The 17,109-nt window shown below is 66.0% G+C and carries 16 protein-coding genes; 7 read left to right on the top strand and 9 right to left on the bottom strand.

Features of this window, described 5'->3' with window-relative positions:
• The first annotated feature begins 78 nt into the window (after positions 1-78).
• Complete coding sequence (trhA, locus tag ACSQ1X_RS06115) at positions 79-750, top strand: PAQR family membrane homeostasis protein TrhA (protein WP_436057032.1); 672 nt, start codon at positions 79-81, stop codon at positions 748-750.
• Here trhA and ACSQ1X_RS06110 read toward each other — a convergent pair.
• The 4 genes from ACSQ1X_RS06110 to mca form a co-directional block, all read right to left on the bottom strand.
• Positions 747-1,301 (bottom strand): HAD family hydrolase, encoded by a 555-nt coding sequence (locus ACSQ1X_RS06110; protein ID WP_436057031.1) that lies wholly within the window; start codon positions 1,299-1,301, stop codon positions 747-749. The two genes, trhA and ACSQ1X_RS06110, sit on opposite strands and share 4 nt — an antisense overlap.
• The gene (locus ACSQ1X_RS06105; RefSeq protein ID WP_436059276.1) at positions 1,298-3,511 is read right to left on the bottom strand and encodes a thioredoxin domain-containing protein; all 2,214 of its coding nucleotides are present in this window, start codon (positions 3,509-3,511) and stop codon (positions 1,298-1,300) included. The genes ACSQ1X_RS06110 and ACSQ1X_RS06105 overlap by 4 nt, the downstream gene beginning before the upstream one ends.
• Entirely contained in the window at positions 3,489-3,869 is a 381-nt protein-coding gene (locus tag ACSQ1X_RS06100; RefSeq protein ID WP_436057030.1) for a hypothetical protein, read from the bottom strand. The genes ACSQ1X_RS06105 and ACSQ1X_RS06100 overlap by 23 nt, the downstream gene beginning before the upstream one ends.
• A 66-nt stretch (positions 3,870-3,935) precedes the next feature.
• Entirely contained in the window at positions 3,936-4,841 is a 906-nt protein-coding gene (gene mca, locus ACSQ1X_RS06095) for a mycothiol conjugate amidase Mca (protein ID WP_436057029.1), read from the bottom strand.
• A 94-nt stretch (positions 4,842-4,935) separates the two neighbouring features.
• Between mca and ACSQ1X_RS06090 the strand changes: the two genes are divergently transcribed.
• Positions 4,936-5,394 carry a DUF4307 domain-containing protein gene (locus tag ACSQ1X_RS06090; RefSeq protein WP_055804077.1) on the top strand — a complete coding sequence of 153 codons (459 nt, stop codon included), beginning with the start codon at positions 4,936-4,938 and terminating at the stop codon, positions 5,392-5,394.
• 203 nt (positions 5,395-5,597) lie between these two features.
• Complete coding sequence (greA, locus tag ACSQ1X_RS06085) at positions 5,598-6,092, top strand: transcription elongation factor GreA (protein WP_011691028.1); 495 nt, start codon at positions 5,598-5,600, stop codon at positions 6,090-6,092.
• Positions 6,093-6,185: 93 nt separating this feature from the next.
• On the opposite strand, the gene ACSQ1X_RS06080 is transcribed toward greA, so the two are convergent.
• The 4 genes from ACSQ1X_RS06080 to ACSQ1X_RS06065 are packed head-to-tail and all read right to left on the bottom strand — an operon-like array spanning position 6,186 to position 10,475.
• The gene (locus tag ACSQ1X_RS06080; protein WP_055804080.1) at positions 6,186-6,827 is read right to left on the bottom strand and encodes a rhomboid family intramembrane serine protease; all 642 of its coding nucleotides are present in this window, start codon (positions 6,825-6,827) and stop codon (positions 6,186-6,188) included.
• Positions 6,828-6,832: 5 nt separating this feature from the next.
• A complete protein-coding gene (ilvA, locus tag ACSQ1X_RS06075) occupies positions 6,833-8,071 on the bottom strand; it encodes a threonine ammonia-lyase (RefSeq protein WP_055804082.1) in 1,239 nt (412 codons plus the stop codon).
• A gap of 3 nt (positions 8,072-8,074) precedes the next feature.
• Positions 8,075-9,409 (bottom strand): AI-2E family transporter, encoded by a 1,335-nt coding sequence (locus tag ACSQ1X_RS06070; protein ID WP_156372443.1) that lies wholly within the window; start codon positions 9,407-9,409, stop codon positions 8,075-8,077.
• Positions 9,410-9,455: 46 nt separating this feature from the next.
• Entirely contained in the window at positions 9,456-10,475 is a 1,020-nt protein-coding gene (locus tag ACSQ1X_RS06065) for an aldose 1-epimerase family protein (RefSeq protein ID WP_436057028.1), read from the bottom strand.
• A gap of 183 nt (positions 10,476-10,658) precedes the next feature.
• Between ACSQ1X_RS06065 and galT the strand changes: the two genes are divergently transcribed.
• Genes galT through ACSQ1X_RS06050 form a run of 3 tightly spaced genes read left to right on the top strand, consistent with a single transcriptional unit; the run spans position 10,659 to position 14,280 of the window.
• Positions 10,659-11,849, top strand: coding sequence for a galactose-1-phosphate uridylyltransferase (gene galT, locus ACSQ1X_RS06060; RefSeq protein ID WP_436057027.1), 1,191 nt, complete (start codon positions 10,659-10,661; stop codon positions 11,847-11,849).
• Positions 11,846-13,021 (top strand): galactokinase, encoded by a 1,176-nt coding sequence (galK, locus tag ACSQ1X_RS06055; protein ID WP_436057026.1) that lies wholly within the window; start codon positions 11,846-11,848, stop codon positions 13,019-13,021. Before galT ends, galK begins: the two co-directional genes overlap by 4 nt.
• A 20-nt stretch (positions 13,022-13,041) precedes the next feature.
• Positions 13,042-14,280: an acetyl-CoA C-acetyltransferase gene (locus ACSQ1X_RS06050; protein ID WP_436057025.1), complete on the top strand. Its 1,239-nt coding sequence runs from the start codon at positions 13,042-13,044 to the stop codon at positions 14,278-14,280.
• A 109-nt stretch (positions 14,281-14,389) separates the two neighbouring features.
• Here the strand turns inward: ACSQ1X_RS06050 and ACSQ1X_RS06045 are convergent, their stop codons facing one another.
• Positions 14,390-15,316 (bottom strand): Bax inhibitor-1/YccA family membrane protein, encoded by a 927-nt coding sequence (locus tag ACSQ1X_RS06045; protein ID WP_436057024.1) that lies wholly within the window; start codon positions 15,314-15,316, stop codon positions 14,390-14,392.
• A 506-nt stretch (positions 15,317-15,822) separates the two neighbouring features.
• Between ACSQ1X_RS06045 and ACSQ1X_RS06040 the strand changes: the two genes are divergently transcribed.
• Positions 15,823-17,106, top strand: a complete 1,284-nt coding sequence (locus ACSQ1X_RS06040; protein WP_028270464.1) for a branched-chain amino acid ABC transporter permease — start codon at positions 15,823-15,825, stop codon at positions 17,104-17,106.
• The last annotated feature ends 3 nt before the right edge of the window (positions 17,107-17,109 follow it).

The following is a 17,109-nucleotide window of genomic DNA, read 5'->3' as shown; positions in this document are numbered from 1 at the left end:
GTAGTTTATTCTTGAGCAATGGAAAGCAAAACTCCCCAACCGGATGCGGGAGCAGGCCGCGGCCGGAAATCTGGCCCGATGGACGAGGCCGCTGTCCGTATCGCGGAGCTCCTGACGATCAAGCCCAAGTGGCGCGGCTGGATCCATACCGTCACCGCCCCGCTGGCCTTTGCCGCGGGGCTGGTCCTGATCCTGCTGGCCCCCACCGCCGACCTCAAGATCGCTTCGGCCGTCTACGCCGTGACAGGAGTACTGCTCTTCGGCATCAGTGCCGTGTACCACCGCGGGAACTGGACACCGGGAGTCAAGATCGTCCTGAAGCGCCTCGACCACACCAACATCATGCTGGTGATCGCCGGCAGCTACACGCCGCTGGCGTGGGCGCTGCTGGAACGGCCCAAGGCAGTGGTGCTGCTATGGGTCATCTGGTCCGGCGCGATCCTCGGTGTTCTGTTCCGGCTGTTCTGGACCGATGCACCGCGCTGGCTCTACGTGCCCATCTACATAGCCCTGGGCTGCGGCTCCCTGTTCTACCTGCCGGACTTTTTCGCGGCCAGTGTCGCCTCGGCAGTCCTCATCTGCGTCGGCGGCGCCCTCTACATCGCCGGCGCCGTCTTTTACGCCCTCAAGAAGCCGAACTTCAGCTACCAGCACTTTGGCTTCCACGAGCTCTTCCACGCTTTCACCGTGTTCGCTTTTGCCGCGCACTTCATCGCCATCGCCATCGCGGTGCTCGGCAGGCCTGCCTAGGGCCTGCCGACAGCGATGAGGTCCGGCAGCTCCCTCATGTGCCGGAAAACCGTGGTGCCCGGACCCGCCAGCCTGGCCGCCGGCGTCACTCCCCCACCAAAGGCGAAGACATGCATGCCGGCCGCCCGGGCCGCCTGGACTCCGTAGAGGCTGTCCTCCACCACGGCGCATCCGGCCGGTTCCACACCGAGCGTCCGCGCAGCATGAAGGAATAGATCCGGGGCCGGCTTTCCGCGGTCAACCTCCGAGGCGCTGAAGATGCGTCCTTCAAACGTTGGCAGCAGCCCTGTCTGCCCGAGCGGGTCCGCGTCCAGCCTGACGCCCAGGCGCCGCTCCGTCTCCGCCACGAAGTGCGCCTCGGACTTGCCAACGAAGCGCTCCACCATCTCGTCGAGGTCAAGCTCCCAGCCGAGATCTGCGAGGACCCGCTGGTCAACCCGGATGGCGATGGACTCGGAGTCCACCAGGACACCGTCACAGTCGAAAATGACAAGGTCAAAGGCCCGCCGGACCCCGGCAGCCACGGACTGCGGGTGCGGCAAAGAAGTCATCCGGCCATCGTAGCCAGTCGCTCCAGAAGTTCGGCCACGGAACCCACCGGACGCTCGCACACCATCCCGCGGCAGAGGAACACTTGCGCTGAGCCGTCAGGCGCCGCCGTCCTGCCGTCCAGCAGCGGCACGGCAGGCGCGGCACCAACAGCAGCCGGGATCCCGGCGTCGGACGCCACGGCCACAACCAGCCCCGGGCTGGCGGACAGCAGCAGTGCGTGGTGTAGTTCCGCACGCGCCGGACCGTCAGGCCCGACGACGGCGGCCTCCACCGGGCCGGCAAGCGCAGCCTGTGCCGTGGCCAGCAGCCAGCCTGCCGCCCGGGGCGCCCGGGTTGCCAGCGGGGGCAGCAGCGAAAGGATATTGCCGGCCATGATCCGGTGGTCGCTGGAACCGGACAGCGCTGCATAGCTCAGCAGCGCGCCTGCGAACGCTGCCGCACCGCTTGGCGTGGCGTTGTCGAAGGGCTCCAGGCCTGCCCGCTGCCCCTGCGCGTTGAACACCTGGGACGATTCACGGGCGGTGTCCACCAGCGTTCCGTCCGCGGCGAACCGCAGGCAGGCAGCCAACAGGATGTCCTCGGCCAGCAGGTACCACCGGGTATTGCCCGTGACGCCGTAGAGGGTCAGGAACCCGTCTACGCAGAAGGCATAGTCTTCGAGCAGGCCGCCGATCCCGCGGGCCAGGCCGGCATGCGACACCCGCATCAGGGTGCCGTCGGTCCAGTGGATCCGTTCAAGGTAGGCGGCCGTCCGCGCTGCAGCAGCCGTCAGGTCGGGCCGGCCGAGGACGGCCCCCGCTTCAGCAAGCGCAGCGACGGCCAGGCCGTTCCAGCCGGCCACCACTTTGTCGTCCCTGGCGGGCTGGGGGCGGCCCGAACGCGCAGCCAGCAGCCGCGGCCGCGCACGGTCCCATAGGAGGTGCTCGGCGCCGTCGAGCCTGCGGCCCGGATGCAGCGGCGAAGCTGCCTTTGTCACGGTGCCCCCGGAAGCAACATTCATCAGCCGCGCCACAGCGGGACCGTCCTCAAGCCCCAGGATGTCCAGCAGTTCCGCAGGGGTCCAGAGGTAGCTGGCGCCTTCGAGGTGTTGGCCGTCCACCACAGTGTCCGCATCCAGCGACGAGGCAAACGCCTCAGCCCGACCTGAACCCCCTCCTGTACCGTCTCCAGGACCGGCGAGGCCCAGCGACGCGATCATCCAGTCCGCGGTGCGCGTTGCGGCGTCCGCGGCCTCCTCCGAGGTGTACACCGCGTTGCCTCCGAGCCGGACCCAGTGCACGAAGGCACGCAGCAACTGGGCGTTGTCGTAGAGCATCTTTTCGAAGTGCGGCACGGACCAGTCGCGCGTCACGGAGTACCGTGCAAAACCGCCGTCCAGCTGGTCGAACAGCGCGGACCGGGACATCGCTGCCAGCGTCCGGCCTGCCATGTCCCTCGCGGCATCCGCGGTGTCGGACGCCACCGCGGCGTGCCGGACCAGGAATTCCAGCACGGGCGACGGCGGGAATTTCGGCGCGGTGCCGAATCCGCCGTCGTGCGGGTCTTCAGAGCGGGCCAGGACGCGGACCGCTTCGGAGAGCAGCCCGGCGTCCACGGGGTCCGGCGATCCGGCCAGTTGGACGGCGGCCGCAAGCTGCGTTTCCGCCATTCCGCGGGCCAGGGTCTCTGCGTTGTGTTCGACGGCCTCGCGCCGCTCCAGCCAGGCTTCGCGGACCGCCTCGAGGACCTGGCGGAAAGAAGGCCGGCCGGGCATGGGCCGGGGCGGGAAATATGTTCCGGAATGGAAGGCGCGTCCGTCCGGAGTCAGGAAGACGGACATCGGCCAGCCGCCTTCACCGCTGATTGCCTGGGTTGCGGCCATGTAGACGGCGTCTACATCCGGGCGTTCTTCCCTGTCCACCTTGATGGCCACGAAGTTGGCGTTGAGGAAGTCCGCAGTTTCCTGGTCTTCGAAGGACTCGTGGGCCATCACGTGGCACCAGTGGCAGGCGGCGTAGCCGATGGACAGGAACACGGGAACGTCGCGCTGGGCGGCAAAGCCGAACGCTTCATCACCGAAGGGCCGCCAGTGGACAGGATTGCTGGCATGCTGCCTCAGGTAGGCGGAAGGTTCGCCGGCCAGGGCATTGGCAGCTCCGGGCCGGGCGTTACCGTTGTCCGCAGCGTTCCCAGCACCGGGCCGGGCGTTACCGTTGTCCGCGGCCTTCATCACCGTTGCGTTCCGTCCGGAGATCGGCGCCGCCCTGCGGGCCCCCGAGTGTGCCGGCATCATCGCTCGTGCCGGCTTCGTCGCTTCGCGGCGCGTCCGCTCCGGGAACCTCGGGCATGTCCTGCTCTCCGGCAGCCAGTGCAGCCAGGCGCTCCTCTTCCACCTGGGCCCGGTAGCGGACCCGCCGGATGCGCCGCACCATGTCCACGATCAGCAGCGTGGTGGCCAGGACGAAGAACGCGGTCATGATGAAGCCCCACATGCCCGGCGTCACCTGGTCTTCGGAGAGGCCCGGGCGCAGGGACGGCGTGGGGCTGGGCGCCGGAGTTGTCGCGAGGGCGAGGAGCAAGTGATGCACGGTTAGACCTTCTGTGGAGCGTCTTGAGGGCCCTGACTTCTACAGGGCATAGAACATGGCTTGGTTCTATCTTAGTCCGGCGAAGAGATCCTTTTCCGGCAGCTCCACCGGCACCCGCGACTGGATCAGGCTGTAATCCTCCCAGGGCCACGCGCGGCGCTGCATGTCCGGGGATACGGCGAAAAAGAATCCCAGCGGATCAATCTGGGTGCGGTGGGCACGGAGCGCATCGTCCCGGGCTTCGAAATAGTCCCCGCAGTCGACCTGGGTGGTGGTGGGGTGCGTCGGGGCCGGTGGCGTGTGGCCCTCGACATCAGCCTCGAGCCAGGCCGCCAGCCGCTCGGCATAGGGCGACTGCAGGCCCGCCTCTTCGAGCGCAAAGTGGAGCGCCCGGAACCGGTCAGGGCTGAACGCGCGGTCGTAGTACAGCTTGCTGACTGACCACGGTTCGCCGATACCTTGGTACCGTTCCGGATCGCCGGCGGCTTCGAACGCCTCAACGGCCACGCGGTGGGCCATGATGTGGTCCGGATGCGGATAGCCGCCGTTTTCGTCGTAGCTCAGGATCACCTGCGGCTTGAAGTCGCGCACCAGCCTGACCAGCGGAGCCGCGGCTACTTCCAGCGGCTGGAGGGCGAAGCAGCCCGGCGGCAGCGGCGGAAGCGGGTCACCTTCCGGCAGCCCTGAGTCCACAAAACCAAGCCAGCGCTGGCGGACTCCCAGCACACGGGCGGCATTGTCCATTTCCAGGCGGCGGGCGCCGGCCATGTCGCGTTTGGGGTGCGGCTCGTGCTCCATTGCCGGGTTCTGGATGTCGCCCCGGGATCCGTCGGTGCAGGTGGCCACCATGACCTCAACGCCTGCCGCTGCATACATGGCCATGGTGGCCGCACCCTTGCTCGATTCGTCGTCAGGGTGAGCGTGGACGGCCAGCAGGCGGAGCGGCTTGGACTGGCTTGCGGACGCTGTCATCTGAAACGGCTCACTTTCTTCGAATTTGGGCTTGCGGGTTTATGGCTGCAGGGACGCGGAATTATCCCGTTCGGATCCACACTAAACTGGAACGGTGACTTCCGAGGATCGGCCGGCCATTTCGACGCCGGCAACTACCACCCTAGCCAATCGTTACGGGGGCCAAAAGCGTGCCCTGTCGCGCAAGGCCAAGCGCAACATCGGAATCGCTGCACTTGCTGCCGGCATGGGCTTCATGGCGTGGATCTCCACTTCCCTGAACGCGGAGACCGTGTCATTCAAGGACATCGGCTACAGCACGACGGACGCCACGCAGGCGGAGATCGATTTCCAGGTCACCAAGGATCCCGGAACCAGTGCCAAATGCGCGGTTAAGGCGCTGGACGCAAAATTTGCCGTGGTCGGCTGGAAAGTGGTCGATATCGGACCGAACCCGGCCGAAGCCACCCCCGACGGCGGACGAACGACGGTCCACCGTGCCGTAGTGCGCACAGAGTCATTGTCCGTTTCCGGCGTGGTGGACAGCTGCTGGATTCCTGGCTCGGAGAAGTAGCCGCCCGCGGCCCCGGGAGCACTCCCGGCCTGACCGTGTGACCCACGCCGCAGGCGTTCTTTGGTTTGTCCACCGCATTGACTACAATGGATCAAATACCTTTACCCCGCTGAGCTGGTTACTGAGTCCCACAAGTGGCCACCGTGGCGGGGTCTTTACTTGTTTGACCGCAAACTTGTTTGACCACGAAAAAGGAGAAGTCCGTGTCTACCACCAACAGCGCAACTGCAGCTTGGCTTACCCAGGAAGCTTTTGACCGCCTGAAGGCAGAGCTGGACCACCTCTCCGGCGCCGGCCGGGCGGAAATCGTCCAGAAGATCGAAGCTGCACGCCAGGAAGGCGACCTCAAGGAAAACGGCGGATACCACGCCGCCAAAGAGGAGCAGGGCAAGATCGAGGCCCGCATCCGCCAGCTCACCGTTTTGCTCCGCGACGCCCACGTGGGCGAGTCCCCGGCGGACGACGGAATCGTCGAGCCCGGCATGATTGTCGTCGCCCGGATCGCCGGCGACGAGGAGACGTTCCTGCTAGGCTCCCGCGAGATCGCGGGCGACTCGGACCTCGACGTCTTCAGCGAAAAGTCACCGCTGGGGTCCGCCATTGTGGGCCACAAGGAGGGCGACAAGCTCAGCTACACCGCCCCGAACGGCAAGGACATCACGGTGGAGATCCTCTCCGCCAAGCCGTACGCAGGCTAGGAGCGCAGCTTCCCAACCACGGCAAAGCCCTAACGCACGACGCCGGCCCTCCCCTCCGCGGGGATGGCCGGCGTCGTGCGTTAACGCTGAGTTCTATGTGTTTTGGTTCTCCGCCACCTGGCGTCCCCGCGTCAGCCGCCGGGGCTTCAGCAGCACAGCGGCGGCAACACCGCCCAGCGCACCGCCCAGGTGGGCCTGCCAGGAGACGAATCCTGCCACGCCCGGAAGGACCCCGAAGAGGATGCCGCCGTAGCTGAGGAACAGGAGCACCGACAGGGCGATCTGCCACCAGTTGCCGTTGAAGAACCCGCGGACCAGGAGGAAGGCGAAGAGGCCAAAGACCAGGCCTGAAGCACCCACCGTGATTCCCCAGCCGCCAATCAGCCACACCACCATGCCCGAACCGAACCAGCTGAAGGCCACCGCGGTGACGAAGACCCTGAGCCCGGACATAAAGACGAGGAAGCCGAAGATGATGAGCGGCAGCGCATTGGAAACCACGTGACCGAGGTTGGCGTGGAACAGCGGAAAGGTGAGGATGTCGAGCAGTCCGTCGGCGCTGCGCGGGCGGAGGCCGAACGTCCTGTTCAGTGCATGGAACGTGGCAGCGTTGACGAACTCGATCGCAAACAGGAGAACGACGAACAGCCCCGTGACCAGCAGCCCGCCCTGCGCACGTGCGGCAGGGCTATGCCTTGTGGTCTGCGGCCGTCCCCCCTGTGCATCCAGCATCATGGCCCCTAGTGGACCACGATCGGCTGGAAGCCCTCGGCACGGAGTGCGCCCAGGACCTGCTCGCAGTGCTCGTGCCCCTTGGTTTCCAGGTTCACGGTGATGGAGACGTCTCCCATGGAGATGGAACCGCCAACCCGGGTGTGGTCCAGGCCTGTGACGTTGGCGTCGTTCTCGGCGATGATCCGGGCGATGGTGGCCAGCGAACCGGGGCGGTCGTCCAGCATCATCCGGACGGTCATGTAGCGGCCGGCGGCGGAAAGACCGCGCTGGATCACCTTGAGCATCAGCATGGGGTCGATGTTGCCGCCGGAAAGGATCACGGCGGTGGTGCCGGGGTTTTCGATCTTGCCGTCCATCAGGGCGGCCACGCCCACGGCGCCGGCGGGCTCCACCACCATCTTGGCGCGTTCCAGCAGGAAGATCAGCGCCCGGGCGAGGGAGTCCTCGCTGACCGTTACGACGTCGTCCACGAGCTCACGGATGATGCTGAACGGCAGCTGCCCCGGACGGCCCACGGCAATGCCGTCCGCCATGGTTGAGACCTTCTTCAACGGAACCAGGGCATCTGCGGCGAGCGAGGGCGGGTAGGCCGCGGCGTTTTCGGCCTGGACGCCGATGATCCGGATGTCCCGGCCCAGCTCCCTGGCCCTCGCCTTCACGGCCACGGCGACGCCGGCGAGCAGTCCTCCGCCGCCGACACCCATCAGGATGGTGTCCACGTTGGGGATCTGTTCCAGGATTTCCAGCCCCACCGTGCCTTGTCCGGCCACAACGTCCACGTTGTCGAAGGGGTGGACAAACACGGCGCCGGTCTCATCGGCGTAGCGCTGGGCTTCGGCGAGTGCTTCGTCCACGTTGTGCCCGTGCAGGACCACTTCGGCGCCGTGGCTGCGGGTGGCGGCCAGCTTGGGCAGCGCCACGCCCAGCGGCATGTAGATGCGCGCCTTGATACCCAGGCTCTTCGCTGCGACCGCCACGCCCTGGGCGTGGTTTCCGGCGGACGCCGCCACCACGCCGCGCTTCTTCTCTTCGGCGGACAGCTTGGCCATGCGGACGTAGGCGCCGCGGACCTTGAAGGAGCCGGCCCGCTGGAGGTTTTCGCACTTGAAGAAGACTTCGCCGCCCACCATGCTGCCCAGTGCCCGCGAAGTTTCCACCGGGGTCCGCGTAATAATCCCCTCAAGCAGCTTCTGCGCCTCCAGGACATTGTCCAACGTGACGGGCAGGCTATTGAGGGTTTTCACGAACTAGTCTCCTTTGGGGAATTCGGCTGGGGAGTCCGGGCCGGCATGTCCGGCGGGAGTTCCCGTTGACTGTGCGGCGCCCTTGCCGCGGCCCGGATTCGCACCGGGAAGGTAGACATCCTTGAAGGTGTTGTCTTGGCTGGATCCGGAGTCCCCGGGTACACCCGGGCCATCCGCCACCAGCACTCCTTCATGTTCCCACGTTCTGGCAGCAATATATCGAATCGCCGAGTTTGCTACGGCGAGGATGGGCACCGAGAAGAGGGCGCCGGGGATGCCGGCAAGGTAGGAACCGGCCGCCACAGACAGGATCACGGCCACCGGGTGAAGGGCCACAGCCTTGCCCATCACCAGCGGCTGCAGGATGTGGCTTTCCAGCTGCTGGACCAGCAGCACGATTCCCAGCATGATCAGCGCGTTGACCCAGCCGTTGGCCACGAGGGCAAGGAGCACGGCCACTGCGCCGGTGACCAGGGCGCCAACAATGGGAATGAACGAACCCATGAAGACCAGCACACCCAGCGGAAGCGCCAGCGGAACTCCGATGATGGCGGCGCCCACGCCAATACCCACGGCGTCCACAAATGCCACGAACATCTGGATGCGCGCGTAGCTGACCATGGAGGTCCAGCCCTTTCGGCCTGCACCGAACGTGGCGGCGCGGGCTTTCCTTGGAAGAAGCCGGACCAGGAAGGCCCAGATCCGGTCACCTTCGAGGAGGAAGAAGATCAGCACAAACAACGCAAGGATGAGTCCCGCGGCAAAGTGGCCGGCGGTGCTTCCGAAGGAAAGCGCGCCGCTCAGGATGCTGCTGCTGTTGTTCTGCAGTGCATCCGTGGCCTCCTTCAGATACTGGTCGATCTGGGCCGCTGTCAGGTGCAGCGGCCCGTCCGCCAGCCAGCCCTGGATCTGCTGGATTCCGGTCAACGCTTCGCTCCACAGTTCGCTGAATCCTGTAACCAGCTGCCGCCCCACCAGCGCCAGGGAGCCGCCGATCACGCCGAGGAAGCCCAGCACGGTGATGGCGACGGCGCCGCCTCTCGGGACGCGCCGGGCCTTGAGCCAGCGTGTGACGGGACTCAGCAGGCCGGCCAGCAAGGCGGCCACCATCACGGGGATGATGAGGAAGCTGATTTTGCTCAGCAGCCAGATCAGCGCGGCGCTGACCAGGAGGATCAGCCCCAGCCGCCAGGCCCAGGAGGCGGCGATCCGCACGCCATAGGGAATGTCCTGGTCCAGCTCGCGGTCAGTCAACACCCGCAACGGGGCCGCGGGTGCGGCGGCCCCGGTCCGGGCATCAGGGCTATTGGTTGGTGCGGCGTCCTCAGCTGGCGTCATAGCCTAATACTTCCCCAGCCGCGCTCCGATGGGAAACCGCTGCGGACTACAGCGACGCGCTGATGCCCCACGTCATGGTGAACGACTCCCCCGCCGGCAGCCAGCGCAGGCCGTCGCCGCTGTTGAACGCATTGGCCGGGCCTGTCATGGGTTCGATGGCAACAGCTTTTGCCCTGCCGGGGAACTGGTCCGTGACGAAGACGTGGACGTAGGCGCAGCTGCCGTCCTGCCAGAGGCTCACCCTGCGGCCGTCGGACGCCTGCAGCGTTTGGCGGGCCACGCCGCCGTCGAACTCCAGGTCCGTGTAGGCGACATCGATATCCAGTTCGGACACGGTCCGGCCGCCCCGCAGATCCGTGTCACCGGTGACCGGCTCCGAGCTGCGGGGTATGAGCCGGTCATCTGCCACGAGCCGGCGCCCGGCCCCCACCGTCAGGACCAGGTCCCCGGCAGGGACATCCTCCAGCCTGAGGTAGGGGTGGGAGCCCAGGACGAAGGGTGCGGATGCCTGGGAATCGTTGAGCAGGGTCTGGCGGACAACAAGCCCAAGGTCCTCGGCCAGTGCGTATTGGACGCGGTGCCGCACCAGGAACGGGTAGCCGTGCTGCGGGAAGATCGGCGCCTCCAGGGTCACCGAAAACTCGGACTCATCCACTAGTTCGTAGGAGGCGTTCCGCAGCAGGCCGTGGCTGGCGTTGTTGCGCGAAACCTCGGTGATGTCCAGCTGCTGCTTCTTGCCGTCCAGGTACCAGACGCCGTCTTCAACCCGGTTGGCCCAGGGAGCCAGCGTGATTCCGGTGGCTCCCGGAGGGATGTCCCCGTCCCCGTACGTTTCCGTCAGCTGGACGCCGCCCCGGGAGTAGAGCCGCAGGCCAGCGGCCAGCTCGGTGACAACGGCCAGGGCATCGCCGCGGCGGAGCTCGTACTGCCTGCCGGAGGCGTAGCGACGCGGCGCGCCCTCGCTAGTGCCGGAGTCAGCCGGGCCGGAATTAGCCGGGCCGGAGGCTGCGATGTTGCCTGCTGCGGAGGTGCTGCCCTGGCCGGAAGGAGGTGCGCTCGGAGTCATGGGCACAACCGTACCTGCTCGGCCGCGCCGCCTCACCCGCCCACGGGCCATCTCAACGCATCTTGTTATCTTTTGTTCGAAACTATTTCTTTTTGATCGTTTTGTGGGAGAATTGAAGTGCCTGCTGCCGCGCCATACCCACGGCGTGGCTCCGATGGCCGCCGCTCGAAAAGGACTAGACGCATGACACACATCTCCAGCACCAACCTTGCCGATGGCCGGGAGCTGCTCTATTTCGATGACGCTACGGCAGATGCTGCCTCGGCGGACAATGCCGCGTCAGATAGTGCTCCGGCAGGACAAAACACGCGCCGGCCGGAGCAGAACCCCGACCTCCGCGAGCTGCCGGCCCGGAGCGAGCCGGGCGAAGTCAGGTTCGACGCCCTCACCGGCGAATGGGTGGCCGTGGCCGCGCACCGCCAGGGCCGCACCCACCTCCCCCCGGCGGACCAGTGCCCCATCTGCCCCACAACACCCGCCAACCCCTCCGAGATCCCCGCGCCGGACTACGACGTCGTGGTGTTCGAGAACCGTTTCCCGTCGCTCGGGCCGGCGCTTGGACCGGTTCCCGGCAACGCAGGCTGGGGAACCACCGGCACGGCATTCGGCCGCTGTGAAGTGGTGTCGTTCACCCCCGAGCACACCGGTTCGTTCAGCGGGCTCAGCGAAGTCCGGGCACGCACTGTCGTCGAGGCCTGGGCGCACCGCACCGCCGCGTTGAACGAATTGCCCGGCATCCGGCAGGTCTTCCCGTTCGAGAACCGCGGCTCGGACATCGGCGTGACGCTCCACCACCCGCACGGCCAGATCTACGCGTACCCGTACGTCACACCCCGCGCAGCTGTGATGGGTGCCGCCGCCCGCAAATATTTCGACGACGCCGACGGCCGGCAGACGCTGACCGGCTCACTGCTGCGGTCCGAACGTGAAGACGGCAGCCGCATGGTCCTGGAAGGCGAGAACTTCAGCGCCTACGTTCCGTTTGCCGCACGGTGGCCGTTGGAGGTGCACCTGGTCCCCCACCGCCAGGTGCCGGACCTCGCGGCGCTCAGCGGTGAAGAGAAGGACGAACTGGCACATGTATACCTGGACCTGCTCAAGCGGTTCGATGCGCTCTATCCGACGCCCACCCCGTACATTTCGGCCTGGCACCAGGCACCGCTCGATGACGTGCTGCGGCCGGCCAGCTACCTCCACCTCCAGCTGACCTCGCCGCGGCGGGCTGCGGATAAGCTCAAGTACCTGGCCGGTTCCGAAGCGGCCATGGGTGCTTTCATTAACGACACCACCCCGGAACTCGTGGCGGAGCGGCTGCGCACCGTCACGGTTCCCGCATCAGCCCTCAAGCCACTCCCGGAAGGCGCACACGCATGACCGTCCCACTCAGCCACGGCGACCTGAGCAGCAATGACCTCGAGGCACGGTTCCGGGATGCCTTCGGCGCAGGTCCCGACGGCATCTGGCAGGCGCCCGGCCGCGTAAACCTGATCGGCGAGCACACCGACTACAACGACGGCTTCGTGCTCCCCTTCGCCATCGACAGGACGGCGCGGGTGGCTGTCCGGGTCAGGACCGATTCGACGCTCAGGCTTCTGTCCACCTACGGCGACCAGGGCATGACGACGGCGGACACCTCATCCTTGGCGGGCTCACAGGCCAAGGGCTGGACCAAGTACCCCCTCGGCGTTATCTGGGCACTCCAGGAGCGCGGCATCAACGTCCCGGGCCTTGACCTGCTGCTGCACTCCAACGTTCCCCTCGGCGCTGGGCTCTCCTCGTCCCACGCCATCGAGTGCGCCGTCATCTCAGCCCTCAACGAGCTGACCGGGGCAGGGCTGAAAGCAGAGGAAATGGTTCTGGCCACCCAGCGTGCCGAGAACGACTTCGTGGGAGCCCCCACGGGCATCATGGACCAGTCCGCCTCACTGCGCGGCGCCAAGGGCCATGCCGTTTTCCTCGATTGCCGGGACCAGAGTGTCCGACTAGTTCCGTTCGAGACCGAACCGGCCGGCCTTGTCCTGCTGGTGATCGACACCAAGGTTTCCCATTCACACGCCGACGGCGGCTATGCGTCGCGCCGGGATTCGTGCGAGCTCGGGGCCGAAGTACTGGGGGTCAAGGCCCTCCGCGATGTTGGTATCGAGGACCTGGACGAAGCCAGCGGCCTCCTGGATGAGGTCACGTTCCGCAGGGTCCGCCACGTGGTCACTGAGAACGACCGGGTCCTGCAGACTGTGGAACTCCTCGGTTCGGCCGGACCGGGCGCCATCGGGCCCCTTCTCGATGCCAGCCACCGTTCCATGCGGGACGACTTCGAGATTTCCTGCCCGGAGCTGGACCTGGCGGTCGACACCTCCCGCGCCAGCGGTGCCATCGGAGCGCGCATGACGGGCGGCGGTTTTGGCGGCGCGGCGATTGCCCTGACGCCGGTGGCCGCCGAACAGCAGGTGCGCACGGCCGTCGAGCAGGCTTTCTCCCGCGCCGGGTACCGCAAGCCGGAGATCTTCACCGTTACCCCGGCGGCAGGGGCGATGCGGCTGGTTTAGCCCGGGCGTAGGCTGGGCGCATGTCAGAAGCAGTCATTGTTTCCACTGCCCGAAGCCCCATCGGACGCGCCTTCAAGGGGTCATTGAAGGATGAGCGGCCGGATGACCTTGCCGCTGCGATGGTCACGGCAGCCCTGGACAAGATCCCGTCCTTCGACCCAAGTGGAGAGACTGGCGCCGGCCTGGACGACCTCTATCTTGGCTGCGCCGAACCCAGCGGCGAAGCGGGCTCCAACATGGCCAGGGTGGTCACCATCCTGGCCGGACTGGACAACGTCCCCGGTGCCACGATCAACAGGTTCTGCGCTTCCAGCCTGCAGACCATCCGGATGGCGTTCCACGCCATCAAGGCTGGCGAGGGAAGCGCATTCGTCGCTGCCGGCGTCGAGTCCGTCTCCCGGTATCCGAACTGGACCGGTGCCGGGGAAACCGACGCCGGCACCCACAACCCGCTGTTCGAATCGGCACGCCGTCGCACCGAGGTCCGGGCCGCGTCCAACACGCCGTGGACAGACCCGCGGCTCGGCGGGCGCATGCCCGACATCTACATTGCGATGGGACAGACCGCGGAAAATGTGGCCACCACGTACGGCATCAGCCGGGCCGAGCAGGATGAATGGGCGGTCCTGAGCCAGAACCGCGCTGAAGCGGCCATGGCCTCGGGCTTCTATCCGCGCGAGATCACGCCGTACACGCGCCGTGACGGCACCGTGGTGGAGCGGGACGACTCGCCGCGTGCCGGTGTCACCCTCGAAGGAGTGGCGGCGCTCCAGCCCGTCTTCCGCAGCGAGGGGACGGTAACCGCCGGCAACGCCTGCCCCCTGAACGACGGCGCCGCCGCGGTGGTGGTGATGAGCCATGAGCGTGCCAGGGAGCTCGGGCTGGAGCCGCTGGCACGGATTGTGTCCACGGGCGTCAGCGCGCTCTCCCCCGAACTCATGGGCATGGGGCCGGTGGAGGCAACCCGCCGCGCTCTGGCGCGGGCAGGCCTGGGCATCGGCGACATCGACCTCGTGGAACTCAACGAGGCGTTCGCCGTGCAGGTGGTGGCCAGTGCCCGCGAACTCGGCATCGACCACGAGCGGCTCAACGTCCACGGCGGGGCGATCGCCCTGGGGCATCCCTTCGGCATGACCGGCGCCCGCATGACCACAACGCTGCTCAACGGGCTCCGGGAGCGCGACGCATCGCTCGGGCTCGCGACCCTGTGCGTCGGCGGCGGCCAGGGCATGGCAGTGGTGTACGAGCGGCTCAGCTAAGCAGGACCCCGCCATAACGGAATGAGCCCCGCCGGGTGGCGGGGCTCATTCGGGTTCAAGCACAACTTAATGCACGACTAATGCACGACGGCGTACGCCGTCCAGGGTCCTAGTCGTCGCCGCGGAGAATCGCCAGCAGGCGGATGATCTCCACGTACAGCCACACCAGGGTCACGGTCAGGCCGAACGCGGCGGTCCAGGAGAACCGCTCCGGTGCGCCATTGCGGACGCCTTCCTCGATGCTGGTGAAGTCCATGATCAGCGAGAATGCGGCGAGGCCGATGGCCAGAACGCCGATCGCCACGCCGATGATTCCGCTGCGCAGGCCGAACGGTTCCGTCGTCAGGCCTGTCAGCATCATGACGAGGTTCACCACGGAGAACAGGGCGTACCCGGCAATGGCGATCATGAAGAACTTCATGGCCTTGGGCGTTGCCCGGACCTTGCCACTCTTGAACAGGAGCAGCGTAACCGCAAATACGGACAGCGTCCCGACGACGGCCTGCAGGCCGACTCCGGGATACATGGTGTCGAGGACGCGGGTCAGGCCACCGAGGAACAGGCCCTCCAAAGCGGCGTAGGCCAGGATCAGTGCCGGTGACGGCTGCTTCTTGAACGTATTGACGAGGGCGAGCACAAAGCCGCCCAGTGCACCAACGATCATCAGCAGCGAGGCCAGCGACATGCTCACGAAGAGCGTGACCGCCGCGCCGGCAACCAGCACGCCGAGGCAGGCGGCGGTCTTGATGATGACGTCGTCGAACGTCATCCGTCCGGTTTCGGCCGGACCGGCTGCCGGCTGGTTGTACATCTGCTGCAGCTGGTCATGGGTCATGTTCTGCTGCTGGGCCATCCAGCCGCCCTGCGCATCCATGACCTGGCCGGGGGCGCGTCCCGGAGCCTGGCCGTAAGGGTTCTGCCCGTACGGGGCCTGGCCGTAGGGGTTCTGGCCGTACTGAGCCTGCGGAACAGGCGGTGCCTGGGTGGCTCCACGGAAATTCTTTCCGTTGAAGATCGGGTTTCCGCCAAGTGCCATTGCGGGTGTCCTCCAAATAAAGGGGGTGGGTGGTGATCCTTATAGTTCAAGGTATCAATTCCCACGCCCGGAGGGCAGGGATAGTTCCCCCCTACCGCCAGCCGAAACGCAACCGTGACATGGGCTACTCCTGGCTGTGACGGAGCCCACGGGCCATGAGTCGAGGCGACTGTTTAGGAATACTCAGAATCAACAAAAGTTTTCTTTAGCAGAACTGCATTGATTCGAAGGTTTGGCTTCACGGTTGTTATCCGATCGCTATCTTAGGCGCCCTTGGACGAGGCTTCATTGGTCCCCGCTGGCTGTAACATAAGCCCAAGCAGGGTGACTGACATCACAAGGTATTCGGTTTAACGACCGCATATTTGGCGCCACGACTACGTCCCCCGCACCGTTCGCAGTGGTTGTAAAGGCGCAACCCAGTCCACCCCCATGTGGAGGTTTTCATTTTGAGAAGCACAACGAGAGGCCTGTCGCACAGACGGCGCGGCGGATTGCTGAAGACGATGGGGGCTGTATTTGCCGCTGTCGTTGCAATTCTCCTCGTCGTTGCCCCGGCATCGCAGGCCACCACCCCCTCACCGACACCATCCCCGTCGAACCAGCAGTTCCAGAACAGCATCAGCGGCTTCCTTCGGGACGATGCACGTGCACCTATCGCTGACGTTACGATCACCGCCAAGAGCGGCGATTTCACCGGGACCGCAAAATCAGGCGCCAACGGCTCGTGGACCATCGGAGTTCCGGTCCAGGGCACTTACGAAGTGGAACTCGACGAATCCACTCTCCCCGAAGGCATCAAGCTCGCCGACGGCCAGGAAAATCCACGAAAGGTCACGTTCAGCCAGACCTCCAACCTGTCAGTGATCTTCGCCTTTGGAAAAGGCATCGTGGTCCAGCAACAGGACTTCGGCCAGAACCTGCTCAACCGGCTCGTAGCCGGGCTTAGCTTCGGCCTTCTTCTGGCCCTGGCCTCGGTCGGACTCTCGTTGATCTTCGGAACAACCGGCCTCACCAACTTTGCCCACGGCGAAATGGTGACGTTCGGTGCGGTGCTGGTCTTCGCCTTCAATGCCATGAGCCTTCCGTTCTGGCTGGCGGTGGTCCTTGCCCTACTGGGCGGCGGCCTGTTCGGCTACGTCCAGGATGCAGGGCTGTGGAAGCCGCTGCGCCGCCGCGGGACCGGCCTGGTCCCCATGATGATCGTCAGCATCGGCCTTGCGCTGGCAGTCCGCTACGTCATTCAGTTCTACTTCGGCGGATCCACCCAGCAGCTGCCGTACGCCCAGAGCTCCGAGATCCAGATCGGCCCGGTGTCCATCTCGCCAAACAACCTGTGGTCGCTCGTCATCAGTGCCGTCGTGATCGCACTGATCGGGTTCATCCTGCTCAAGACCCGCCTGGGCAAGGCCACCCGTGCAGTGGCCGACAACCCCGCCCTTGCGGCAGCCTCCGGCATCGACGTGGACAACGTCATCCGGATTGTCTGGGTGGCCGGCGGCATGCTCGCCTCCCTCGGCGGCATCCTCTGGGCCTACTACCGGCCCGGCGTCACGTTCGACATGGGCTCACAGATTCTGCTGCTTATCTTCGCGGGTGTGACCCTGGGCGGCCTCGGCACCGTTTTCGGTGCACTGATCGGATCCATCATCGTCGGCATCTTCGTGGAGCTGACCACCGTGTTCGGCCTAGCCGCCGACCTCAAATATGTGGGAGCACTGTTCATCATGATTGTTGTCCTCTTGTTCCGGCCGCAGGGCATCCTGGGCCGACGCGAGCGCGTGGGTTAGGAG

The organism is Arthrobacter sp. LjRoot78, from assembly GCF_964254335.1.
Lineage (GTDB): Bacteria > Actinomycetota > Actinomycetes > Actinomycetales > Micrococcaceae > Arthrobacter.
Note: the sequence above shows the minus strand (reverse complement) of the source record. Positions and strands in the feature narration are given on the sequence as shown.